Source organism: Pseudomonadales bacterium (assembly GCA_024234615.1).
In the GTDB taxonomy this organism is placed as follows: domain Bacteria; phylum Pseudomonadota; class Gammaproteobacteria; order Pseudomonadales; family IMCC2047; genus JAJFKB01.
In genome coordinates, this window is record JACKNY010000001.1 from 1,740,281 (window position 1) to 1,760,250 (window position 19,970).

Below are 19,970 nucleotides of genomic sequence, written 5' to 3' on the forward strand. Positions count from 1 at the left end.
GTTCAAATTTTACCTTGCTGTTATGCTTCGCGGCGTGCGACAAGTGTCAGAATATCGTAAAGCGCTACGGTCACTTGCTCTTGATTCACCACTGCCACCGCCCAAACGACAACTCCGTTTGGCTGTTCCTCCGGTGTTCTTGGATCTTTTTTAATTTTACGCTTAACGGTAATGCTCACCTGAATGGTATCACCAATCTTCACTGGCTCGACAAACCGCAGATTATCCATGCCGTAGTTGGCCAAAACCGGGCCCGGTGAGGGTTCGACAAACATACCGGCGGCAGCGGATATGACAAAATAACCGTGCGCGACACGCTCGCCAAAGAGAGAATCCTTGGCAGCTATCGCATCAAAATGCGCGTAGAAATGATCGCCGCTGACACAACCAAAATTAACAACATCGGCTTCGGTGACGGTACGCCGATGAGTCTTAAGGGTTTCACCAATCTGTAAATCTTCGAAGTATTTTTTGAAGGGGTGAGTGGCATCGCTAATCGTCGCCCCGCCCGCATGGTATTCCTGAGTAAGAGCGGTAAGAATGGTCGGTGAACTCTGTAATGCTGTGCGCTGCATGTAATGTTTAATGGCGCGATCACCACCCAACTCTTCACCTCCACCGGCACGGCCAGGGCCACCATGCACTAGCATCGGCAGGGGTGAACCATGTCCGGTTGATTCTGCCGCACAGTCTCGATTAACGATAAGAATACGGCCATGATAAGCCGCCATATCCAGCACCAAATCTCTGGCTTCCTGGTTATCGTAGGTAAATACGGAACCGGCCAAACTACCTTTGCCCATTTTAGCAATGGCCGTGGCTTCTTCTAAGCTATTGTATGGCATTAGCGTACTGACAGGACCAAATACTTCAACATCATGAGGCGTGCCCGGCTGTAACGGATTCGCATAATGTAAGAGTGTGGTTGGGAAAAAAGCGCCCTTGTCTTTGTCACCACCGGTTACTTCAAAATCCCGGTTGCCGCCATAGATGACGTCACAGCTACGTTGTAAAGTTTCCAGACCTTGCCAGACATCCTCCATCTGGTCGCGACCAACCAGAGGTCCCATGCGCACACCTTCAACGCTGGGGTCACCGATGCTAATTTTGCTCAGGCGTTGTGATAAAGCCTGTGCAACCGCTTCCACTCTATCCTGCGGGACAATCGCGCGCCGAATAGCGGTGCACTTCTGCCCCGCTTTGACTGTCATTTCACGCGCAACTTCTTTGATATAAAGATCGAATTCTTCACTGCCAACCTCAACACTTTTACCAAGAATGGAGCAATTCAGTGAATCGGCTTCCATATTGAAAGGTATCGAATTGGCAACGATGTTGGGGTGTGTTTTCAGTTTGCGCCCGGTCGCTGCAGAGCCGGTAAAGGTCACTACGTCCTGTTCTTGCAGATGTTCAAATATATCACCAACGCCACCACAGATCAGCTGAATAGCACCTTCCGGGAAAAACCCACCGGCAATCATTTCACGTACCATGGCTTCCGTCAGATAGGCTGAGTTAGTCGCTGGCTTAACGATTACCGCCATACCGGCCAGCAAACTCGGCGCTACTTTTTCTAACATTCCCCAACAGGGGAAGTTAAAGGCATTAATATGCAAAGCGATGCCTTGCTTGGAGGTTAAAATATGCCGCCCGGAAAACGTCCCTTTGGCGGAAAGCCGCTCAGCCGCACCTTCTACTAATACTGTGTCATTAGGGAACTCGCGGCGCACTAAGCTAGAGTACGCAAAGCAGGTACCGACGCCACCTTCAATGTCTACCCAGCTATCCGCCTTAGTGGCTCCAGTCCAACTTGATATTCGGTAAAATTCATCCTTTTTTGCCATCAAATGCTTGGCCATCGCTTTCAGGCGGTTGGCTCGATCATGAAAGGTAAGCGCTCTTAACGCCGTTGAACCTTTCTCACGACCATGCTTGAGCACCTGTTGGAAATCAATACCATCACTATTGACCTCGCAAACGGAGTCGCCATTAACGGCGTTAAATACCTGCTTACCGCCGCCAACACCCTCGTGCCACGCCCCGTTCACATAGCTTTGTAACTTCATTATTGCCCCTCTTTTTTCTACTTGGGATGAGTCTTCTTGATTTAGATCATATTGTAAATGATACACTATTGCAAAAGATACAGAATTTTTGTAATATTTTGAAGAACTATAATTGCTATAAAACTCTGGCAAAAATATTTCCAATGGCTTACAAATAGCCACAAAAAAAGAACTATAAAAAGTCATTGTGAGCGCACCAACCGCTATTCAGTCGATTGCCTTAAGGATCTGGCCACGAGCGAATTACCCTATTCGCTTTGGTTTACATTGATTTAAGGGCTCCACAAAGACAATCAGGGTTTCCGTAAAATTGGCGTAATACAGGAATAATTATGAACAAAGCGAACACTGCCGGTGAAGCTATTGAAACCGCAAGCGTTGATGAACTTCAGGGGCTACAGCTTGAACGCATGCGCAAATCACTTCAGCACGCGTATGATAATGTACCTTTCTATAAACAAAGCTTTGATGACAAAGGTGTTCACCCATCGGATTTGCGTGAACTATCCGATTTAGCCAAGTTTCCTTTTACCACCAAAAAAGATTTACGTGATAACTATCCCTTTGGCATGTTCGCCACCCCAATGGATGACGTTGTTCGTATTCACGCGTCAAGCGGAACGACGGGCAAACCAACAGTGGTTGGCTATACGCGCAAAGACATTGATACTTGGGCCTCCGTGGTTGCTCGCTCAATCCGCGCTGCAGGTGGCAGCAAAAAAGACATAGTCCATGTAGCCTATGGTTATGGTCTCTTCACTGGCGGTCTGGGTGCTCATTATGGCGCTGAATATTTAGGCTGCACCGTAATTCCGATGTCGGGTGGTAATACCGAAAAACAAATTCAGCTGATTCAAGATTTCAATCCAGACATCATCATGGTCACCCCGTCTTACATGCTCAATATTGCCGATGAGCTGGAACGACGTAATGTCGACATAAACAAGCTCAAACTCCGCGTCGGTATTTTTGGCGCTGAGCCCTGGACCGACGCCATGCGTAAAGAAATCGAAAGCCGCATGGGTATTGATGCTGTCGATATCTACGGTTTATCGGAAGTCATGGGGCCTGGCGTTGCTCAGGAATGTATCGAAACCAAAGACGGCCCGACTATTTGGGAAGATCATTTCTACCCGGAAATCATTCACCCGGAAACTGGCGAAGTCTTGCCCGATGGCGAAGAAGGCGAACTGGTATTTACCAGCCTGACCAAAGAAGCATTACCTATTATTCGTTATCGCACACGCGACCTCACCCGCTTGCTGCCAGGCACTGCGCGCACTATGCGTCGCATGGACAAAATCACCGGTCGTAGCGATGACATGCTAATTATTCGTGGCGTGAATGTTTTCCCAAGTCAAATCGAGGAACAGCTTTTATCCCTTAAAGTCCTGGCGCCACATTACCAGATTGAGGTGACACGCGAAGGCCGTATGGACTCAGTGACTATTAATGTTGAATCCAGCGCCAGTCTGGATGAAAACCAAAAGATTGATACCGCCAAACTGCTAATCCATAAAGTGAAGTCAAATATCGGTATTTCAGCTCGAGTACAAGTCGGCAATCCTGGCACCATCCCTCGCTCCGAAGGCAAGGCACAACGCGTTATCGATAAGCGCAATAGTTAAAATTAATCATGACATTGTAGATGCGGCCGTTGTCGCATCTACCTCTTTTTCCGGTCACAAAGGTAATTTTGTATCGAACTTTATTTCCCGTAGTGAAATGCTTGATTTCACCTGCAATATCCCTGGCAAACCAAACATAAACTCTTCTAAAAATTGATCGTAGGCTTCAATATCCGAGGCCACAACCCTGAGAATAAAATCTGAGTCCCCCGTCGTGGCATAACACTCCAATACTTCCGGTCGCTTTTTAATGGCCAGCTCAAACTTCTCCACGTCCTCTTTAATGTGTCTTGATAACGAGACATGAACAAAAATACAGAAATTAAAGCCCGCCTGTTTGCGATCCAAAATTGCGGCGTAGTTTTGAATTACCCCGCGCTCTTCCAGCTGTTTCACGCGACGCCAACAAGCTGCCGGTGACATCTTAACGCGTTCTGCGAGCAGTTGATTTGTTAGCCGCCCTTCCGCTTGCAACACACTAAGAATCTGACGATCAATCTTATCCATCCCATCTAAAGTTTTATTCATGTTATTTCACTTAATTAAAATAATCTTTCCTTATATAACACTTTTTGTATTTTTTATCTCTATATATGCCTATCAATAAAAATAATTAGAAAGCCTATTTCTTCCGATGCATAGTAAAATTGTTTTTTGCCAACTGAGTTACATACAAACAACTCAATAGCTGAGCGAACTGCCAGAAGTGAGATTCCAATGATGCCGACCAACACAGCAAAACCCATCAAGCCAATCGATGATTACCAATTGCAAGACCGTTATCGTCGATCCAGCGGCAGAGTTTTTCTGACTGGCACTCAGGCACTGGTGCGTTTACCGCTAGTTCAGCGCGAACTCGATCGCCAAGCAAGCTTGAACACCGCTGGCTACATCACTGGCTATCGTGGTTCGCCGCTGGGCGGCTACGATCAGGCGCTATGGGCCGCCAAAGAATATCTCGATACCAACAACATCACCTTTGTTCCCGCTGTGAACGAAGATCTGGCCGCCACCGCAGTCATTGGCACCCAGCAGGTGGAAGTGGATCCCAACCGGGAAGTGGATGGTGTTTTTTCCATTTGGTACGGCAAAGGCCCAGGCGTAGACCGCGCCGGTGATGCGCTAAAGCACGGTAATGGTTACGGCAGCTCCGCCAACGGCGGCGTATTGGTGGTAGCTGGCGATGATCATGGTTGCGTTTCATCCAGCATGTCACATCAGTCTGATGTTGCCTTTATGGCCTGGTATATGCCGACGTTGAATCCCGCTAATATTGCGGAGTATATTGATTTTGGTCTTTATGGTATTGCCCTTTCCCGTTACTCAGGAATGTGGGTGGGTTTTAAGGCTATCTCTGAAGCGGTCGAAAGTGCCGCTTCGGTTGAGTTAACCCCGAGCCCAAGCTTCCGCATTCCCGAGGATTACCAAGCACCAGAAGGTGGCCTTAATTTCCGCTGGCCGGATTTACCGGGACCACAGATCGAAGCCCGGATGGTGGACAAAATTAAGGCTGTGCATGCCTTCGCCAGAGCCAACCCGATCGATAAAAAAATCTATGATATTCCTAATGCGCGCATGGGTATCATTACCACCGGCAAAGCGCATCTCGATCTCATGGAAACCCTTTCCCTGCTGGGCGTTGATGAAGCGAGCGCTCGCGAGCTTGGTATTGATATCTATAAGATTGGTTTAGTCTGGCCCATCGAACCATTAGGCGTGCGCCAGTTTCTACAGGGTAAAGAAGAAGTCCTCGTCATCGAAGAAAAGCGTGGCATCATCGAAAGCCAGCTCAAGGAATTGCTCTACGATTATCCCGGCGACAAACCAAAGCGCATGGTGGGCAAATACGATGAATATTTCCAGCCACTGGTAACCTGGACTGCAGAACTCAGTCCCTCTTACTTGGCGCCTATAGTCGCAGGCCGCATCAGTTACGAATTTCAGAGCATCAAATTTGATAAACAACTTGAACACATTCGCAATTCCGGCGTGACCGTTAAAGCCCCCGGTGGAGTGCGCCGCCTACCCTACTTCTGTTCTGGTTGTCCGCACAATACCTCAACCAAAGTGCCCGAAGGCAGTCAGGCTTTAGCCGGTATTGGCTGCCACTTTATGGCCTCCTGGATGAACCGTAATACTTCATCGCTAATTCAGATGGGCGGCGAAGGCGTCAACTGGGTGGGCAAATCCCGCTTTACCGGAAATCAGCATGTGTTCCAAAACTTAGGCGAAGGCACCTATTTCCATTCCGGCTATATGGCGATTCGCCAAGCCATCGCGGCCAATATCAATATCACCTATAAAATACTGTTTAATGATGCCGTGGCTATGACCGGTGGCCAGCCCGTTGACGGCACTATTAGTGTTCCGGCTATCGCCAACCAAGTGCATTCGGAGGGGGTCAACCGGCTTGCCGTCATTAGCGATGAACCTGAGAAATACTCCGATAAAAGCATTTTCCCTGTCGAGACCACCTTCCATCATCGTGATGAACTGGATAGCGTACAACGAGAGTTAAGGGATATTAAAGGCGTCACTGCGCTGATCTACGATCAAACCTGTGCCGCGGAAAAACGTCGCCGCCGCAAACGCGGCACTTTCCCCGATCCAGCGAAGCGCATCTTCATTAACGAGCTGGTATGCGAAGGCTGCGGCGACTGTTCTAAACAATCCAACTGCCTGTCGATATTCCCTCTGGAAACTGAATTCGGGCGCAAGCGTAAAATCGACCAATCCTCCTGCAACAAGGACTACTCCTGCGTTAAAGGTTTCTGCCCAAGCTTTGTCACCGTCGAAGGCGGCGCATTACGCAAACCCGTAGCAGTCGGCAAAAATGAAGAATTTGAACATCGCGTCAAAGCGCTGCCGGAACCGGAGCCATCACCCCTGACAAAACCCTTTGATCTGCTGGTCGGCGGTGTGGGAGGCACCGGTGTGGTCACCGTCGGCGCGTTAATTACCATGGCCGCGCACTTGGAAGGCAAAGGCGCGTCGGTTCTCGACTTTATGGGCTTCGCACAAAAAGGCGGCTCGGTGTTGAGCTATGTGCGCTTGGCGGCTGCTCCCGATCAACTCAACCAGGTGCGCATAGATCATGGTATGGCCGATGCTTTGATCGCCTGCGATATGGTGGTAGGTACCGACCCGCGAGCAATTAATGTCCTGCGTAACCAACATACGCGGGTTATCGTCAATATGTCGGAATTGCCATCGGGTGATTTTGTGCTCGAACGTGACGCCAATATGCAGGCCGACTTAAGGGTCAAAACATTAGCGGAGGCGGTTGGGCCAAATCTGGTCAACACTTTGGATGCTAACAGCCTTGCCGAACGCCTGCTTGGCAACACAGTATTCTCGAATATTTTCCTTTTGGGCTACTCCTGGCAATTGGGTTTAGTGCCAGTTAGTTTACAAGCGCTGCTCAAAGCCATCGAAATTAATGGTGTCGCCGTGGAGGCTAATAAACAAGGCTTTCATTGGGGACGCCTGGCGGCCGTAGAGTTTGATTTTGTTAAGGCAATCGCTGGCGAAAAACCTGTGGAAATTGCCACCGATTTAGACTCAATCATAGAGAAGCGATACCGCTTTTTAGTCGACTATCAAAACCACAGCTATGCGGATCGCTACCGCGATTTTGTGGATCAGGTCAAAGCCAAAGAAGCCTCGCTGGGCGCTGATGGTTTTGCTCTCACAGAAGCCGTCGCCTGCTATCTGTTCAAATTGATGGCCTACAAAGACGAGTACGAGGTCGCCAGACTCTATACCGACGGACAGTTTCTGAATAAACTCGCCAACACCTTCGAAGGTGATTATCGGCTGACATTTAACATGGCCCCGCCATTGCTCGCACGCAAACTCGACGAACAGGGTCGCCCAAAAAAACTCACCTTCGGCCCGTGGATGTTATCCGCGCTAAAACTAACCGCTAAATTGAAAGTTTTGCGCGGCTCGGCTTTTGACCCCTTCGGTCGCAGCACAGAACGCAAGGCAGAGCGCGATTTGATCGAGCAGTACCGAGCCACTATCTCAGAGCTGCTCGGACGGTTAACAAAAGACAACCTGGCTACCGCCGTAGACGTAGCAAAAGTTCCCGACCAAATCAGGGGTTATGGACCCATCAAGGAAACGGCAATGAAGGCCGCCAAGCAACAAACCGAAGCGTTACTTGGCCAGTTTTACGGCAGAGCAGAGCCAGTGAAATTTGTGGAAGTTGCATGATGCGATTGATTGCCAAGCTTAGCTAAAAATGCTTTTATGATGCTCAATATACAAGTCGAAGATGAAGGGCAATATGCAAGTATATAGTATCGATGGCGTAACCCCGGTGGTCGACCCGACCGCCTTTGTACACCCGTCAGCAGTGTTGATTGGCGATGTAATAATTGGCCCCGGCGTTTATGTCGGCCCCTGTGCTTCACTGCGTGGTGATTTCGGTCGATTGATCATCAAAGCAGGTGCCAACATCCAGGATACCTGTGTGATGCACGGATTTCCTGACCGGGATACCATCGTCGAGGAAAATGGACACATCGGCCACGGTGCCGTACTGCATTGTTGCCGTATTGGCCGCAATGCGCTGGTAGGAATGAACGCGGTGGTGATGGATGGTGCAGTGATAGCAGAGAACTCCATTGTCGCCGCCTGCTCCTTCGTCAAAGCCGCCTTTGAATGCCCACCGCAAAGCCTGATTGCCGGCACACCCGCCAAGGTGATACGTGCCGTTACCGATGACGAATTAAAATGGAAAACGCGCGGAACCGCTGAATATCATACTCTGGTCACTCGATCTCTTGGCAGCCTCAAACAAGTGGCTCCACTGACGAAGGTTGAACCTAATCGGAAAAAAATTGAGGGTAGTGATATTAAGCCGTTGTATGAGACAAGGAGCGATTGGGAGTAGTTGGTTTTCTAATTTTTACTCGGGCCCCGATTTCCGAATAAAAATGTACCGTTATCAATACCCCTGTGTTCAAACGAAGACACCAATCATGCTGGCCCCAAATGTTAAAAACCATCTCTCAAGTACAATCAGCTTTAATCATCCCTTAACCAGCAAAACCGACTAAGCTAACACCAATGTAACAGCCATAGCCTGCCAGGAGTATACCTCCTTCCAACCGACTTAAACGACGCCCGGTATATAGAAATATCAACAACAGTATTGCTGTACTCAGCATCACCCACTGATCAAATTCGAGAATTCGTGCCGGTATCGAAAATGGCTGTAATAAAGCGGAGATACCTAAAATTCCCAGCAAATTAAATATGTTGCTGCCAAGAACATTACCCACGGCAACATCGGCATGACGCCGCAATGCAGCAATAACGGAGATAGTTAACTCTGGTAATGAGGTACCAACCGCAACAACGGTCAGACCAATTAAGGCTTCAGAAACGTCTAGATAATGAGCGATACCTACCGCGCCTTTAATCAGTAAATCCGAACCACCAATTAAAAACAGCAGCCCAAAAATAACATAGCTTAATGTCACCACATCCGGTTTTGCTGCAGTACTAACTTCTTTGGCTTCAGCAAGATGAACTTCAGCTGCTGGCGCCCCCTGATAGCTTTCGCTCCAGTATGCCCAGAGCAGGTAGAGAGCCAAGCAGGCTAACAAAATTATTGCAGCCGATCTTCCCAGCGTCGCTCCGTCACCCAGCAAAATTAACAATAAACTGGCAGCGACTACTGTAATCGCATCCCGCCTTAATGCTAAAGGTTTAACCACCATCGGCATTATCAAAGAACAGAGGCCCAGGATCAGTAAAATATTTGCAATATTGCTACCAACCACGTTGCCAACAGCAATATCTGGCCGCCCATTAAGCGCCGCATCAACCGAAACGACCAGTTCCGGTGCGGAAGTGCCAAAACCAACAATAACCAAACCACTGAGTAATGGTGAGATACCCAGACGCTGTGCTGCACTGAGTGCGCCGCGAATGAGCAATTCACCACCAAAGGTAAGCAACGCGATACCAAGTAACAATAAAAGTAAATCTAGCATGACTTGAACCTCTTAAATGGCAAGTCAACAAAATTTATACGTTGAATACGCAAGGACTAGCAGCTCATACATAAATAGCAACTGATTAGGCCACTGATTGAGTCTTCAAAACCAATTGCGATGGCGGAAAAACGCAACCATAACACCAGCTATTGCAACCATTGCCAGCCAGACTAACAGATAACCGTAGGGCCACCCCAGTTCCGGCATACTCCAAGGGCCAGCAGCTCGATCAAAGTTCATTCCGTAAACACCGACAATAAAGGTCAGCGGGATAAAAATGGTCGCAATCACCGTTAAAACCCGCATCACTTCGTTCATCCGGTTGCTGATACTGGATAGGTAAATATCCAGCATACTGCCACTCATATCGCGGTAGGTTTCCAGCAGGTCCATCACCTGAATGGTATGATCGTAACAGTCGCGCAGATAAACCAGCGTACCTTGCTGAATCAACTCATGCTCATCACGCAGCAACTGATTGATTACCTCCCGCTGTGGCCACAGCATACGCCGCAACAGAATCAACTCGCGCTTAACGACATGAATGGTCTCCAGAGTGTCAGCATTTGCGCCATCGAGAATCTGTACCTCCAGCTCTTCCAGTTGGAAGCCGAAACTTTCTAGTAATGGAAAACCCTGGTCAATGACCACATCAAGCAAACTGTACAACAGAAAATCCGCACCCCTTGAACGCAATCGGCTACCTTTGTCCTGTAAACGTTTGAGAATAGCGTCAAAAGGAGCCGCGTCCCCACCACAAAAACTAACTAAAAAATTCCTGCCTAGAAAACAGCTGACCTGTTGAATATTGACCAGCCCCTCCTCCATGGTAGGAAGGTTCATCACCACAAAAAGTTGATCGTCAAAGGGCTCAATTTTAGGACGTTGGCCACTATTAAAAATATCCTCTAAGGCCAGTGAATGCAGTTGGAAAGTCGCTTCCAAGCTCAGTAATGCCGCCTCCGTTGGATAACCCTGTACATGCACCCAGGTAATGGTATCTGACTTTAAATTTGGGCGACATTCAGTCACTGCCACGGCATCCCTAACGCTAATGTCGTGGATGCCATATTCGATCAAGCGAATGCGCAGTGGCGTTTCAGCACTGACGGGCATCTCCGTGAACGTACCGGGAGGAGTCCCTGGCGGGTGATAGCGTTTATTAAAGTAGGTCATAGGACGTTATTTTAGTTTACAAAGATTAGAATCGCTCGGATTGGGGTGCTAGGCTCTGGTTAATTAAGCATGGTTCGGCTTACCCAGCAACAGTTTCACCACATCAAATCATCGGGAATCGGGTAGTCCGCATAGGGATCACTCTCATCAACTAGCTCTGTCTTATTGTTAACCAAGAGTACATAGGAAGCATCACGCTGGGCGATTTTTTCTGCGATCTTCGCTGGCATTAACTCATAGCTCTTACCAAACTTTACAATCGCCAGACGCCCTTTATTTAAATCGTCCTGAATTTTGCTGTTGATATAAATCTTTTTAACCTTCCCGGCATCGACAAAATTAAAGCCGATGTCTCCTTCATGCATAATAATATTATTGGCTATAAGCTGTTTAATCTGGGCCGAAATCGCAGCAGCTTGCAGTTGCAATTCCCGCTGTTGATTGAGTTCGCGGGACTTGTTTTGCTTCTCAGCTAAAGCACGCTGCACTGCCAGCTTAGTTTCATCCGGCGCAACCTCTTTACTTTTAAACTGTTGTTTTTGTTGTTTCTTTTTTTCCTTTTTGGCTTGGTTCGCCTTTTTTGCATCAATCAGACCGGATTTTAATAATTGATCTGCTAGAGAGTTTGCCATAGTTAAACCGTTTAATTTCCTGATAAATGAATTTCTGTACTGCTAATTGGACTTTCGACCAGCACCTCACGCCGCATCAGGCATAAGCGACAAGTTGTTCGTAGACGGGCAGCAATACGCCATGAGGTGTCGATTCCCAATATCGTGGTCACATATTGGCTGATACTTAACGCATACTCTTGACAACGAGTGTTCCGGCCAGCTTATCGTGCCACCCCTGCTTACGCTGGTCGATACCCACCCAAATAATGCCTAGCATCAACGGCAGCATCGATACATAGTACCCCAAATAACGACCTATTAATTGCCCTACTGACGGTTTACCGCCAGTCTTTTCATCAATGATAATAAGTTTGAATAGCATTTTTCCTGGCGTAGCGGATTTAGCAATCCAAAATAAAATAACTACCGTAGCCGGGAGAACATAATTGAACAGCAAGTCCCAGAAACCTAAAAACAAAGACTCTCCCAGCCAATAATTTTTCCCGTAGATAAGTGTTAAAACGGGAAATATCACCGTCAGCATTAAAATAGTATCGATAAGCGCTGCCGCTGTACGAATCCAAAATCCTGCGTATTCTAAATTATTATCCATAATCTTCTCTCTAACGTGGCAAAGAGGTCATCTATTCGCCATCGAATTAGTGCTAACAACGACCAGGAGTCAAGCCGTTAAAATGCTTAATTTGAATTTCTTTTTTTCTCGAACATTAACTCACCCGCTTTCTTCAAAACATCATCAACCCAACGATCGTGCCCATGGTTAACGGCCAAGACGCTATCACTAAAGGTTATGTTATAGCCGCGCTGTGCTTCTTGATTATGGGCATCAATAGCTTTGCGGAACCGGGCTATAACTTTCTCCGCCACCTCAAAAGGGGTATCGGTTAATAGTACCGCGAACTTATCGCTGTCGATACGCGCAAAAACATCCGAATTTCTAAAGGATTTTTTCATGTGGTCCGCGAAAACCTTCAGCACCATGTCCCCCTCAGCATGACCAAAATTGTCATTGATCAGTTTGAATTTATCCAGGTCAAAAAACGCCAGTGAAGTCCGCACCCCCTGCCGTGCGCAGATATCCAAACTCTTCTGCGCTAAGACGATAAAGCCTCTTCGGTTCGATATTTTCGTCAACTCATCCAAAGTGGCTAGCTGTGATGTAATCAATTCCTGCTCCACCAACTGAGCAAGATCCTTAAAAACTTCGACATCCTCTGCATCAAGACTACGGGGTTTTCTATCGATGATACACAACGTGCCCAGCTTGCTGCCATCCATATGCTTGAGTGGGTAACCCGCATAAAAACGCACATTGGGCGTATCGATGACCAAAGGATTATCCGCAAATCGCTCGTCCTTTTTAGTATCGTGAATGACAAACAATTTATCCCCCAAAATGGTATGTCCACAAAAGGAAATATCACGCGGCGTTTCCCGCACACCGAAACCATGACAGGATTTAAACCATTGACGGCTTTCATCAACCAGACTCACCAGCGCAATCGGCACACCAAACATACGTTTAGCAAGCCGCGTCAGGCGATCAAAGCGCTCTTCCTCCGGAGTATCCAAAATATTGAGTGAACGCAGAGCGATGAGACGAGACTTTTCATCTTCGGGGATTCCAGGCGCTTTCATGTCACCTCCTAGCTCTTAAATTCGGCGGGCTAAGTTTTTATCTTGATGCTTACAATAGGTTATAGCTGTCTTTCTACGTCAGGGGTTATGCCTGATTACAGCATAAAATATGCGTTCCGAGTTTTCTCTTGACGATCAAACCACTAATAACACCCCAATTATGTAACCCCCAACTATCTCATCCTAACTACAACAGCCTCCCTGCCCGTCCACGACACGCTCTACCAGCTGGCTAAGCTGACTATCGTCCAGTATTTGATGGTAGGGAAATGTGAAGGGGATAAACATGGGGCTTCCATCCGGCAACAGATAGTCAACCACGACAATCTGTATACCCTCTTGCCAATGGGTAGGCTGAATCGCTTGCCAGGCATCACTACAAGCCGCTATCGCCAATAAAGACGCACGGAGCTCATCTAAACTCCTTGCTTCATCAACCTTAGCATCGAGATGCTCTAACGCCTGCTTGGCGGCGGATTCGGCCAATTCAAGCGGCTCAACGCCGCATTCGTTAGCCTCCTTATCCTTATCGAGCAGCGGCCAACTGGCACGAAGCGCACCCACGCTGGTAGCGCTATATAACCAAGCTTTCATATTTTTCCCTTTCGGATCAAACCGAACGATAGCCTAACTAGCACAACAGCTAACGCCCGCTATCTCATATCCACTCTAGTAACAGACTATCCGCCGTGGCAAAAAAAGTTTAACTTATTACCGTCAGGGTCGCGAAAGTAAGCACAATAAAAACCTCCATCGCGCAAGCCGGGGGCACCCTCATCCTTCGCGCCAAGTGCTAAGGCTTTCGCATGCAACGCATCGACGGCTACAGTGTTCTTTGCCGCCAGGGCAATCATTACACCATTGCCAACGCTCGCCGGATTACCGTCAAAAGGTTTCATCACCGCTAGCATCGGTGTACCGGAGTCGGCTCCCCAAGCGACAGCGCGCTCACTATCAAAGACACGAGCAGCGCCGAGCTCTTTGAGCAAATTATCATAGAATTCAGCCGCTTTACTTAAATTGTTGGTGCCTAGGGTAACGTAACCAATCATGATCATTCTCCAAAAAATCTTTGCGTACAGAATATATGCTTGAGTTTAGAAATTATCCTACCGCAATGCCGTTAAAATTGCTTTCCATTTTCTTTGGCTATTATCGTCAGAGAGGTCGCCACACGTGATACATGAACCGAAAACATTGCTCAATGCTACTAGTAATGAACCAGATTTTAACGAAAGCTGAGTATTTTTATACCCACCCCTCAACCGTCCTGCTGAGTCTTAATGGAGAAGTCCTTATTCATCATTCGGACCTCACGTTGTGGGAAAGGAATTTCAAAGCCATTTTCTTGCAATGCCTCTAAAATCATTAATAGCAGGTCGCCGCCGACACGATTTTTACCATCGTCAACACCTTCCATCCAAAACTCGACGAACATATTGATACCGGAATCGCCAAAACTATCAATTTCGCAGTCAGGTCGTTCTTCAAATGGAACCTCTTCGCCGCTAAAAACCTGTGGGTGGCTGGCAACAACTTGCTTGATGATCTCCACCAGCTTTCTGACATCGCTGTGATAGGCTACTGAAAAATCGACCCTATAACGCTGGCTTTTGTTCTTGTGCGTCCAATTGGTAAAGGTATCGACGATGAACTTTTCGTTCGGCACCATGATGTCTTTGCCATCGAATGTTTCCAGTGTGGTAGAGCGCATATTTAACTCGCGAACTACACCCGTTCGGCCATCCTCTAGCTCGATATAGTCTCCAATAGTGAGAGAGCGATCCAACAGGAGTATGACTCCGGAGATAAAATTGGAAGCTATCGCCTGTAAGCCAAACCCCAAGCCAACACCTAAAGCCCCGCCAAATACGGCCAATGCCGTTAAATTAATTCCCATCACTTGCAGTAACAGCAGGAAGATAAGGAAAAATATCCCTACCTCAAGCAATTTGGAGGCGACTTCACGTGTGCGTTGGTCAAGGTTTTCTTGTCGGCTAATAATATCCCGGCCCGTTCGATTGGAAACGCGACCGAGCCAGAACAATAATGAGCCAAAAATAGTCACACGGGCAATGCCGTAGGCAGAGATATCGATATTGCCTACCGAGATAGAAATCGACTCCAGTATTTCGATTAAAGCATTCAAAACACCCAGCAAATGCAGAAATAACAGGGGCATCCCAACCCATCTGAACGCTTTCGCCACTAGTTGATTGGTGATGAAATTTTTAATGACAGAATTAAACAACAGCAATATAGCGATAGTGAGCGCAGTCTGAACAAGCCAGCCCTGCTTAATGGTGCTTGCAGTGATTTCGATAGAAATCCGCAACATAAGAATAGCAAGTGCCGGAAAAATCAAAATGCCTAACTTGCTGACAAAATTTCGTAGCGGATAAGTTGCTGTTACTTCCTTTTTGGCATCGAGGCTTGGAGCAAGTTTTCGAATTCGGTTGGCAAGCACAAAGGCGAGAAAATAGATCGTAAAAATAATCCCTATCTGTGTATAGGTTTCTGGCTGCGCGAGCGCTTCATTTACCTTCACACCAATTTCTGTCGCAAATTGATCCAGCGTATCTAAAGCCATTTTATTAACCCTTTTCAGTCCCTGTTATTCACCTGATTCGGTTGATAATACTGCAGTTATCGCAACTTTGTATAAGTGTTTCATAGGCAAAATTCAGAATAGATACTATCCACTCTTAATTCCGTCATTGGTTTTTCATCAATAAAGATATGAATCAGTGAAGCGAGACAAGCGTAATTTCCATACCCAGCTAAGGCCCATTTGACCTGCCCCCAGTATTACTACCACAGCATCTGAGCTCAGTCTGCATGTTGGTTTAATTCTTCAGCCATTTCAACTGGGGTTTTATATCCCAGCATTGAGTGTGGCCGACACTCGTTATAATCTCTTCTCCATTCACGAATAATCGCTCTTGCATGCGCCAAAGAATGGAACCAGTGTTCGTTCAAACATTCATCTCTAAACTTGCCATTGAATGATTCGATAAAGGCATTCTGTGTCGGCTTACCAGCCTGGATAAGTTTTAATTCAACTCCGTTTTCATAAGCCCATTGATCCAATGCTTTTCCGGTAAACTCTGGACCTTGATCTGTCCTTATGGCTTTCGGATAGCCCCTGAATCGAGCGGCTTGATCCAGTATCCGGGTGACATATCGACTCGATATACCAAAGTCCACAATCAGATCAACCGACTCCTTGGTGCAATCATCGACAATCGTCAGGATATTTATCCGTCGACCACTAGCTAAAGCATCCATGACGAAATCCATTGACCAGACCTCATTACGCCGTGTCGGTAACATCAACGACTCTCTGGGAACGACCAAGGTTTTACGCCGCTTTCGGCGCTTTACCGCCAGCTTGGCTTCCGTATAAAGTCGGTACACTTTCTTGTGGTTCACCTCTTGGCCTTCCCGACGTAATAGGGCATGAATGCGCCGGTAACCGAATCTGCGCCTTTGTTGCGCCAGCTCAATGATTCGGTACGATAGCCTCTCATCCTTTTCGATCCGCTTTAACTGATAGCGATAGGTACTACGACAAATCCCCACCAGCTGACAGGCTTGGCGCTCTGAAACGGCAGTATACGCCAGCATTTCATCCACGGCTTCACGCTTTGCTGTTGGGGTTAGTACTTTTTTCTTAACGCTACCTCCAGCGCTTCCTTGTCCAGCATTGTATCGGCTAGTAACTTCTTTAGCCGAGCATTCTCATCCTCCAGGGTCTTGAGGCGTTTAACTTCTGAGACATCCATGCCGCCGTATTTGCTGCGCCAAGTATAAAATGAACCATTGCTAAAACCGTGTTTGCGACATAATTCCTTGACCGGGATCCCTGACTCCGCCTCTCTCAAAAAACCGATAATCTGCTCTTCGCTATAACGCTTTTTCATTGCTGCTTTCTCCTCTTGAAAGCAGACTTTACTTAGATCAACCTGGTAGTCAATTCGGGGAGCAGGTCACATTACACTTGATACCCGGAGCCATTTCGTATAATTTACGACACAGTATATCCTCAGGGGGACTATTGAAATGCCTTCTAAATCCAGTGCTTCCAGTACACTCAGATTACACAGCATCAACCTCGTGCTAGCGATTTCTATATCCTTTTCAGTGAATACTCAGGCCGACTGGTTGGAACGTATTAAATCAGAAATCAACAATGTCGTCGATCAGACCATCGATGAAGTAACGGAGCAGAAAGAGAGTCAGCAAGTAAAGATTGAAGATTCCGTCAAAAACAGCCCTGACAAACCCGCTAGCACATCGTATAGAGCACCCGCCGCCGAAACCACACAGACCTATTCAGACGATGCCGCTAAACTTATCGACTTGGACGAGGCGCCTGCCGGCAGCCCCAGTGTACTTGATATTCCACTTAAGGGAATTCGCCTAGGCATGCCTGCCCGTACCGCGCACGATATCCTCACAAAAGCCGGATTCGGATATCTCAGTTATGCCGACCAATATATGATGGAAGTACACAATATCAACGGTCAGATCGGCAATTATCAGCAGGAAGATTTACGAAATTTATCTACTGCACAAAAAAGTCATATGATTAAGCGTTATATCGTCAAGTTTTTGGCCTATGAAGTTTCTGACGAAATGCTGAGCGAGATGGATGCTCAGCGCCAAACCATGATCCAACAAGCCCGCGCCACTGCTGAAAAGGAGAAAGCCCAACAAGCTCAAGCCGCAACGGACCGAATGAGTCGCAGGCGTGACCGAAGTGGCAATTCTAATCAGACATTTAACCGTTTCGCCGGGCAACCGATAAAATTGATTTATTACATCGAATATGAGCAATTTTTTGGCAATACCCAGAGCTTTGACTATAAGACTGCACTTGATCAGGCAAGACAAACCTTTGGTGAACCCAACTACAACCCTAAAAGTAATCACGCCCGCCAAGGCGCGGCCTACCAAACATCTCCCGAAAATAATCTAGTTTATGCTGATGTTCTGCTAACCAGTGCGGCTGAAAAAGAAGCTATGGTGCAACGAGCAGATCCCAAGCAACACTATGTCATGAAACAAGGGTTTAGCCATCCCTGTTCGGGCATTATGCGCGGTCGCTGCGTCAACGGTGCACATCCCGCAAGCGCTTTCCCCGGCAACTTGGAGTTGCAGCTAAAATTAGCCCGTTTGCAAGGCGCACCCTTCATGCTGGTGTCACCCGAAACCTCGAAAGGGATGAAAATTATTCAGGAATGGCAATATCTGCTGGGCGGGGATACCGTGCGCAAGGCTTTTCGCCAGAAAAATGCCGAAGCCGCAAAACCCAAAGCGAGCGTAGACTTTTAAAACGCAAAGCCCAACAATATAGATTCTTGACCCCGGTATTCGAATAGCTTCTATACCTGCGGCTCAGTTTCTTTTATTAAAACAACGGCCGCACTTTCCGGTAATTCGGGTGAACAATAAAATTCATCAGCCCACAATGCTTTGATACTTTGGTATAAAATCGCGACCAGACCCCAGGCCAAGCCGATCAGCACTCCCGCATCGATGATCCCTCGCCAGGGCTGTTGAAAATGACTCACGACGACAATTAACAGAATAATCATACTGGTTAAAATATAACGAGCAATCAATCGCCGCCGCGTTGTATGGAAATAACTACTACAGAAGAAGGGACTGAAAATGACGTGTAGCACCGTCGGATTTTGATAGAGGTACCGAACTCTGGCGCCGAGTCGTGGTGCGGCACCTTGCTGGAATCCTTTGTATCCCTCGGTATAGGCCATAAACACTACGTTAAGAACCAATAAAAGCCAGTGATACCACTGCAACTCCAGGTAAAATATTTCCAGCATATAGGGCGTCAAACGGAATACGGCCCAGGCAAGGAAGGCGGACACCCCAAAAATACCCCATATTGCACCAATAAAACCAAACACCTTTTTACCCATATTTAACTGTCACTCATTATTCTGTAAAAGTCGATATCGCCTGATTTAAGCTACCCATTAACAAAACAATATACTTTTATGTGTTTTACACTTTCTGTTCAATAGCAACGCCTATCCGTTGAATGCGTCCTGCCAAGCGGTTAACCAAATTCGATTCAGGGATGCAACGGCAATAGCCGAAGCACCCCGAACACTTCTATTCTACTCAAATTATATCGCCGATGGTTTTTAATGATGAGATAAAGCCTTAACCATTTCACCAAAATTCGGCAGTTCCTGAATATAGATAGGTATATTGAGTTTTCGTGTAATTTCAGTTGTCGATATAATGCCCCTGATGTGATGTTTGGATCTATCTACAACCAGACAATCCAGTTGACCAAACTTGGTCATAGTCTTTATCACATCCCTGACGCTAGCATAAGCCAACTCAGAGTATTCAAACACCTTAATCAGTTGTCTTTTCCTCATCAAATCCGACACCATCAAAGATGGCCGATCATAACCCTCGGCTACTTTTTCCATTATTTTCTGTTCCGACAAATCATCCCGACTAACAATACCCAAAAAAGCACCATTGTGATCAACCACCAACTTTAACCACACATCAGCATTAAGCATCATTTTTACTGCCGCCACGGCTTTTGCGTTGGCATCAATAACCAATGGTTCGTTCAATTTAAAATCAGTCAATACGGATAATGCGGGGGATTCCTCAGTAACTTGACGATAGATATCCGGCCAAACTAGCGTGTCCACTTTTTCTTCACTGTATAACTCAATATTTTTCATCTCAATACCTCTTAAGCAATTTCAAACTAAGCTTGTTTCCCACCTAATCCAATGCATATAACATCTGCTAATGGTATGG

The 19,970-nt window shown here is 47.0% G+C and carries 17 protein-coding genes; 4 read left to right on the forward strand and 13 right to left on the reverse strand.

Annotated elements, in window-relative coordinates; translation table 11 throughout:
* Positions 1–20 precede the first annotated feature (20 nt).
* Entirely contained in the window at positions 21–2,066 is a 2,046-nt protein-coding gene (paaZ, locus tag H6995_07965) for a phenylacetic acid degradation bifunctional protein PaaZ (GenBank protein MCP5214929.1), read from the reverse strand.
* A gap of 332 nt (positions 2,067–2,398) precedes the next feature.
* Here paaZ and paaF point away from each other — a divergent pair, with 332 nt between their 5' ends.
* Entirely contained in the window at positions 2,399–3,694 is a 1,296-nt protein-coding gene (gene paaF / locus H6995_07970; GenBank protein MCP5214930.1) for a phenylacetate--CoA ligase, read from the forward strand.
* A 54-nt stretch (positions 3,695–3,748) separates the two neighbouring features.
* On the opposite strand, the gene H6995_07975 is transcribed toward paaF, so the two are convergent.
* Entirely contained in the window at positions 3,749–4,201 is a 453-nt protein-coding gene (locus H6995_07975; GenBank protein MCP5214931.1) for an Lrp/AsnC family transcriptional regulator, read from the reverse strand.
* Positions 4,202–4,411: 210 nt separating this feature from the next.
* Between H6995_07975 and H6995_07980 the strand changes: the two genes are divergently transcribed.
* Positions 4,412–7,912 (forward strand): indolepyruvate ferredoxin oxidoreductase family protein, encoded by a 3,501-nt coding sequence (locus H6995_07980; protein MCP5214932.1) that lies wholly within the window; start codon positions 4,412–4,414, stop codon positions 7,910–7,912.
* A gap of 73 nt (positions 7,913–7,985) precedes the next feature.
* The gene (gene paaY / locus H6995_07985) at positions 7,986–8,594 is read left to right on the forward strand and encodes a phenylacetic acid degradation protein PaaY (GenBank protein ID MCP5214933.1); all 609 of its coding nucleotides are present in this window, start codon (positions 7,986–7,988) and stop codon (positions 8,592–8,594) included.
* A gap of 145 nt (positions 8,595–8,739) precedes the next feature.
* On the opposite strand, the gene H6995_07990 is transcribed toward paaY, so the two are convergent.
* The 9 genes from H6995_07990 to H6995_08030 form a co-directional block, all read right to left on the reverse strand.
* The gene (locus H6995_07990; GenBank protein ID MCP5214934.1) at positions 8,740–9,702 is read right to left on the reverse strand and encodes a calcium/sodium antiporter; all 963 of its coding nucleotides are present in this window, start codon (positions 9,700–9,702) and stop codon (positions 8,740–8,742) included.
* A 105-nt stretch (positions 9,703–9,807) separates the two neighbouring features.
* Entirely contained in the window at positions 9,808–10,881 is a 1,074-nt protein-coding gene (gene corA / locus H6995_07995; GenBank protein MCP5214935.1) for a magnesium/cobalt transporter CorA, read from the reverse strand.
* 95 nt (positions 10,882–10,976) lie between these two features.
* Complete coding sequence (locus H6995_08000; GenBank protein ID MCP5214936.1) at positions 10,977–11,513, reverse strand: DUF2058 domain-containing protein; 537 nt, start codon at positions 11,511–11,513, stop codon at positions 10,977–10,979.
* A 166-nt stretch (positions 11,514–11,679) separates the two neighbouring features.
* Positions 11,680–12,108 (reverse strand): RDD family protein, encoded by a 429-nt coding sequence (locus tag H6995_08005; protein ID MCP5214937.1) that lies wholly within the window; start codon positions 12,106–12,108, stop codon positions 11,680–11,682.
* Positions 12,109–12,194: 86 nt separating this feature from the next.
* On the reverse strand, positions 12,195–13,154 hold the full coding sequence (locus H6995_08010; protein ID MCP5214938.1) for a sensor domain-containing diguanylate cyclase: 960 nt from the start codon (positions 13,152–13,154) through the stop codon (positions 12,195–12,197).
* A 183-nt stretch (positions 13,155–13,337) separates the two neighbouring features.
* Entirely contained in the window at positions 13,338–13,748 is a 411-nt protein-coding gene (locus H6995_08015) for a hypothetical protein (GenBank protein ID MCP5214939.1), read from the reverse strand.
* Between the two features lie 86 nt (positions 13,749–13,834).
* Positions 13,835–14,206, reverse strand: a complete 372-nt coding sequence (locus H6995_08020) for a VOC family protein (GenBank protein MCP5214940.1) — start codon at positions 14,204–14,206, stop codon at positions 13,835–13,837.
* Positions 14,207–14,415: 209 nt separating this feature from the next.
* Complete coding sequence (locus tag H6995_08025; GenBank protein MCP5214941.1) at positions 14,416–15,744, reverse strand: mechanosensitive ion channel; 1,329 nt, start codon at positions 15,742–15,744, stop codon at positions 14,416–14,418.
* Positions 15,745–15,983: 239 nt separating this feature from the next.
* Positions 15,984–17,077, reverse strand: a protein-coding gene (locus H6995_08030) for an IS3 family transposase (protein MCP5214942.1) whose coding sequence is annotated in 2 segments (ribosomal slippage) — positions 15,984–16,828 and positions 16,828–17,077 — 1,095 coding nt in all. Because the reading frame shifts where the segments join, the coding sequence is not laid out codon by codon here.
* A 139-nt stretch (positions 17,078–17,216) separates the two neighbouring features.
* Between H6995_08030 and H6995_08035 the strand changes: the two genes are divergently transcribed.
* Positions 17,217–18,491 carry a hypothetical protein gene (locus H6995_08035; protein ID MCP5214943.1) on the forward strand — a complete coding sequence of 425 codons (1,275 nt, stop codon included), beginning with the start codon at positions 17,217–17,219 and terminating at the stop codon, positions 18,489–18,491.
* A 50-nt stretch (positions 18,492–18,541) separates the two neighbouring features.
* On the opposite strand, the gene H6995_08040 is transcribed toward H6995_08035, so the two are convergent.
* Complete coding sequence (locus tag H6995_08040) at positions 18,542–19,099, reverse strand: hypothetical protein (GenBank protein ID MCP5214944.1); 558 nt, start codon at positions 19,097–19,099, stop codon at positions 18,542–18,544.
* Between the two features lie 228 nt (positions 19,100–19,327).
* Complete coding sequence (locus H6995_08045; GenBank protein ID MCP5214945.1) at positions 19,328–19,891, reverse strand: CBS domain-containing protein; 564 nt, start codon at positions 19,889–19,891, stop codon at positions 19,328–19,330.
* Positions 19,892–19,970 lie beyond the last annotated feature (79 nt).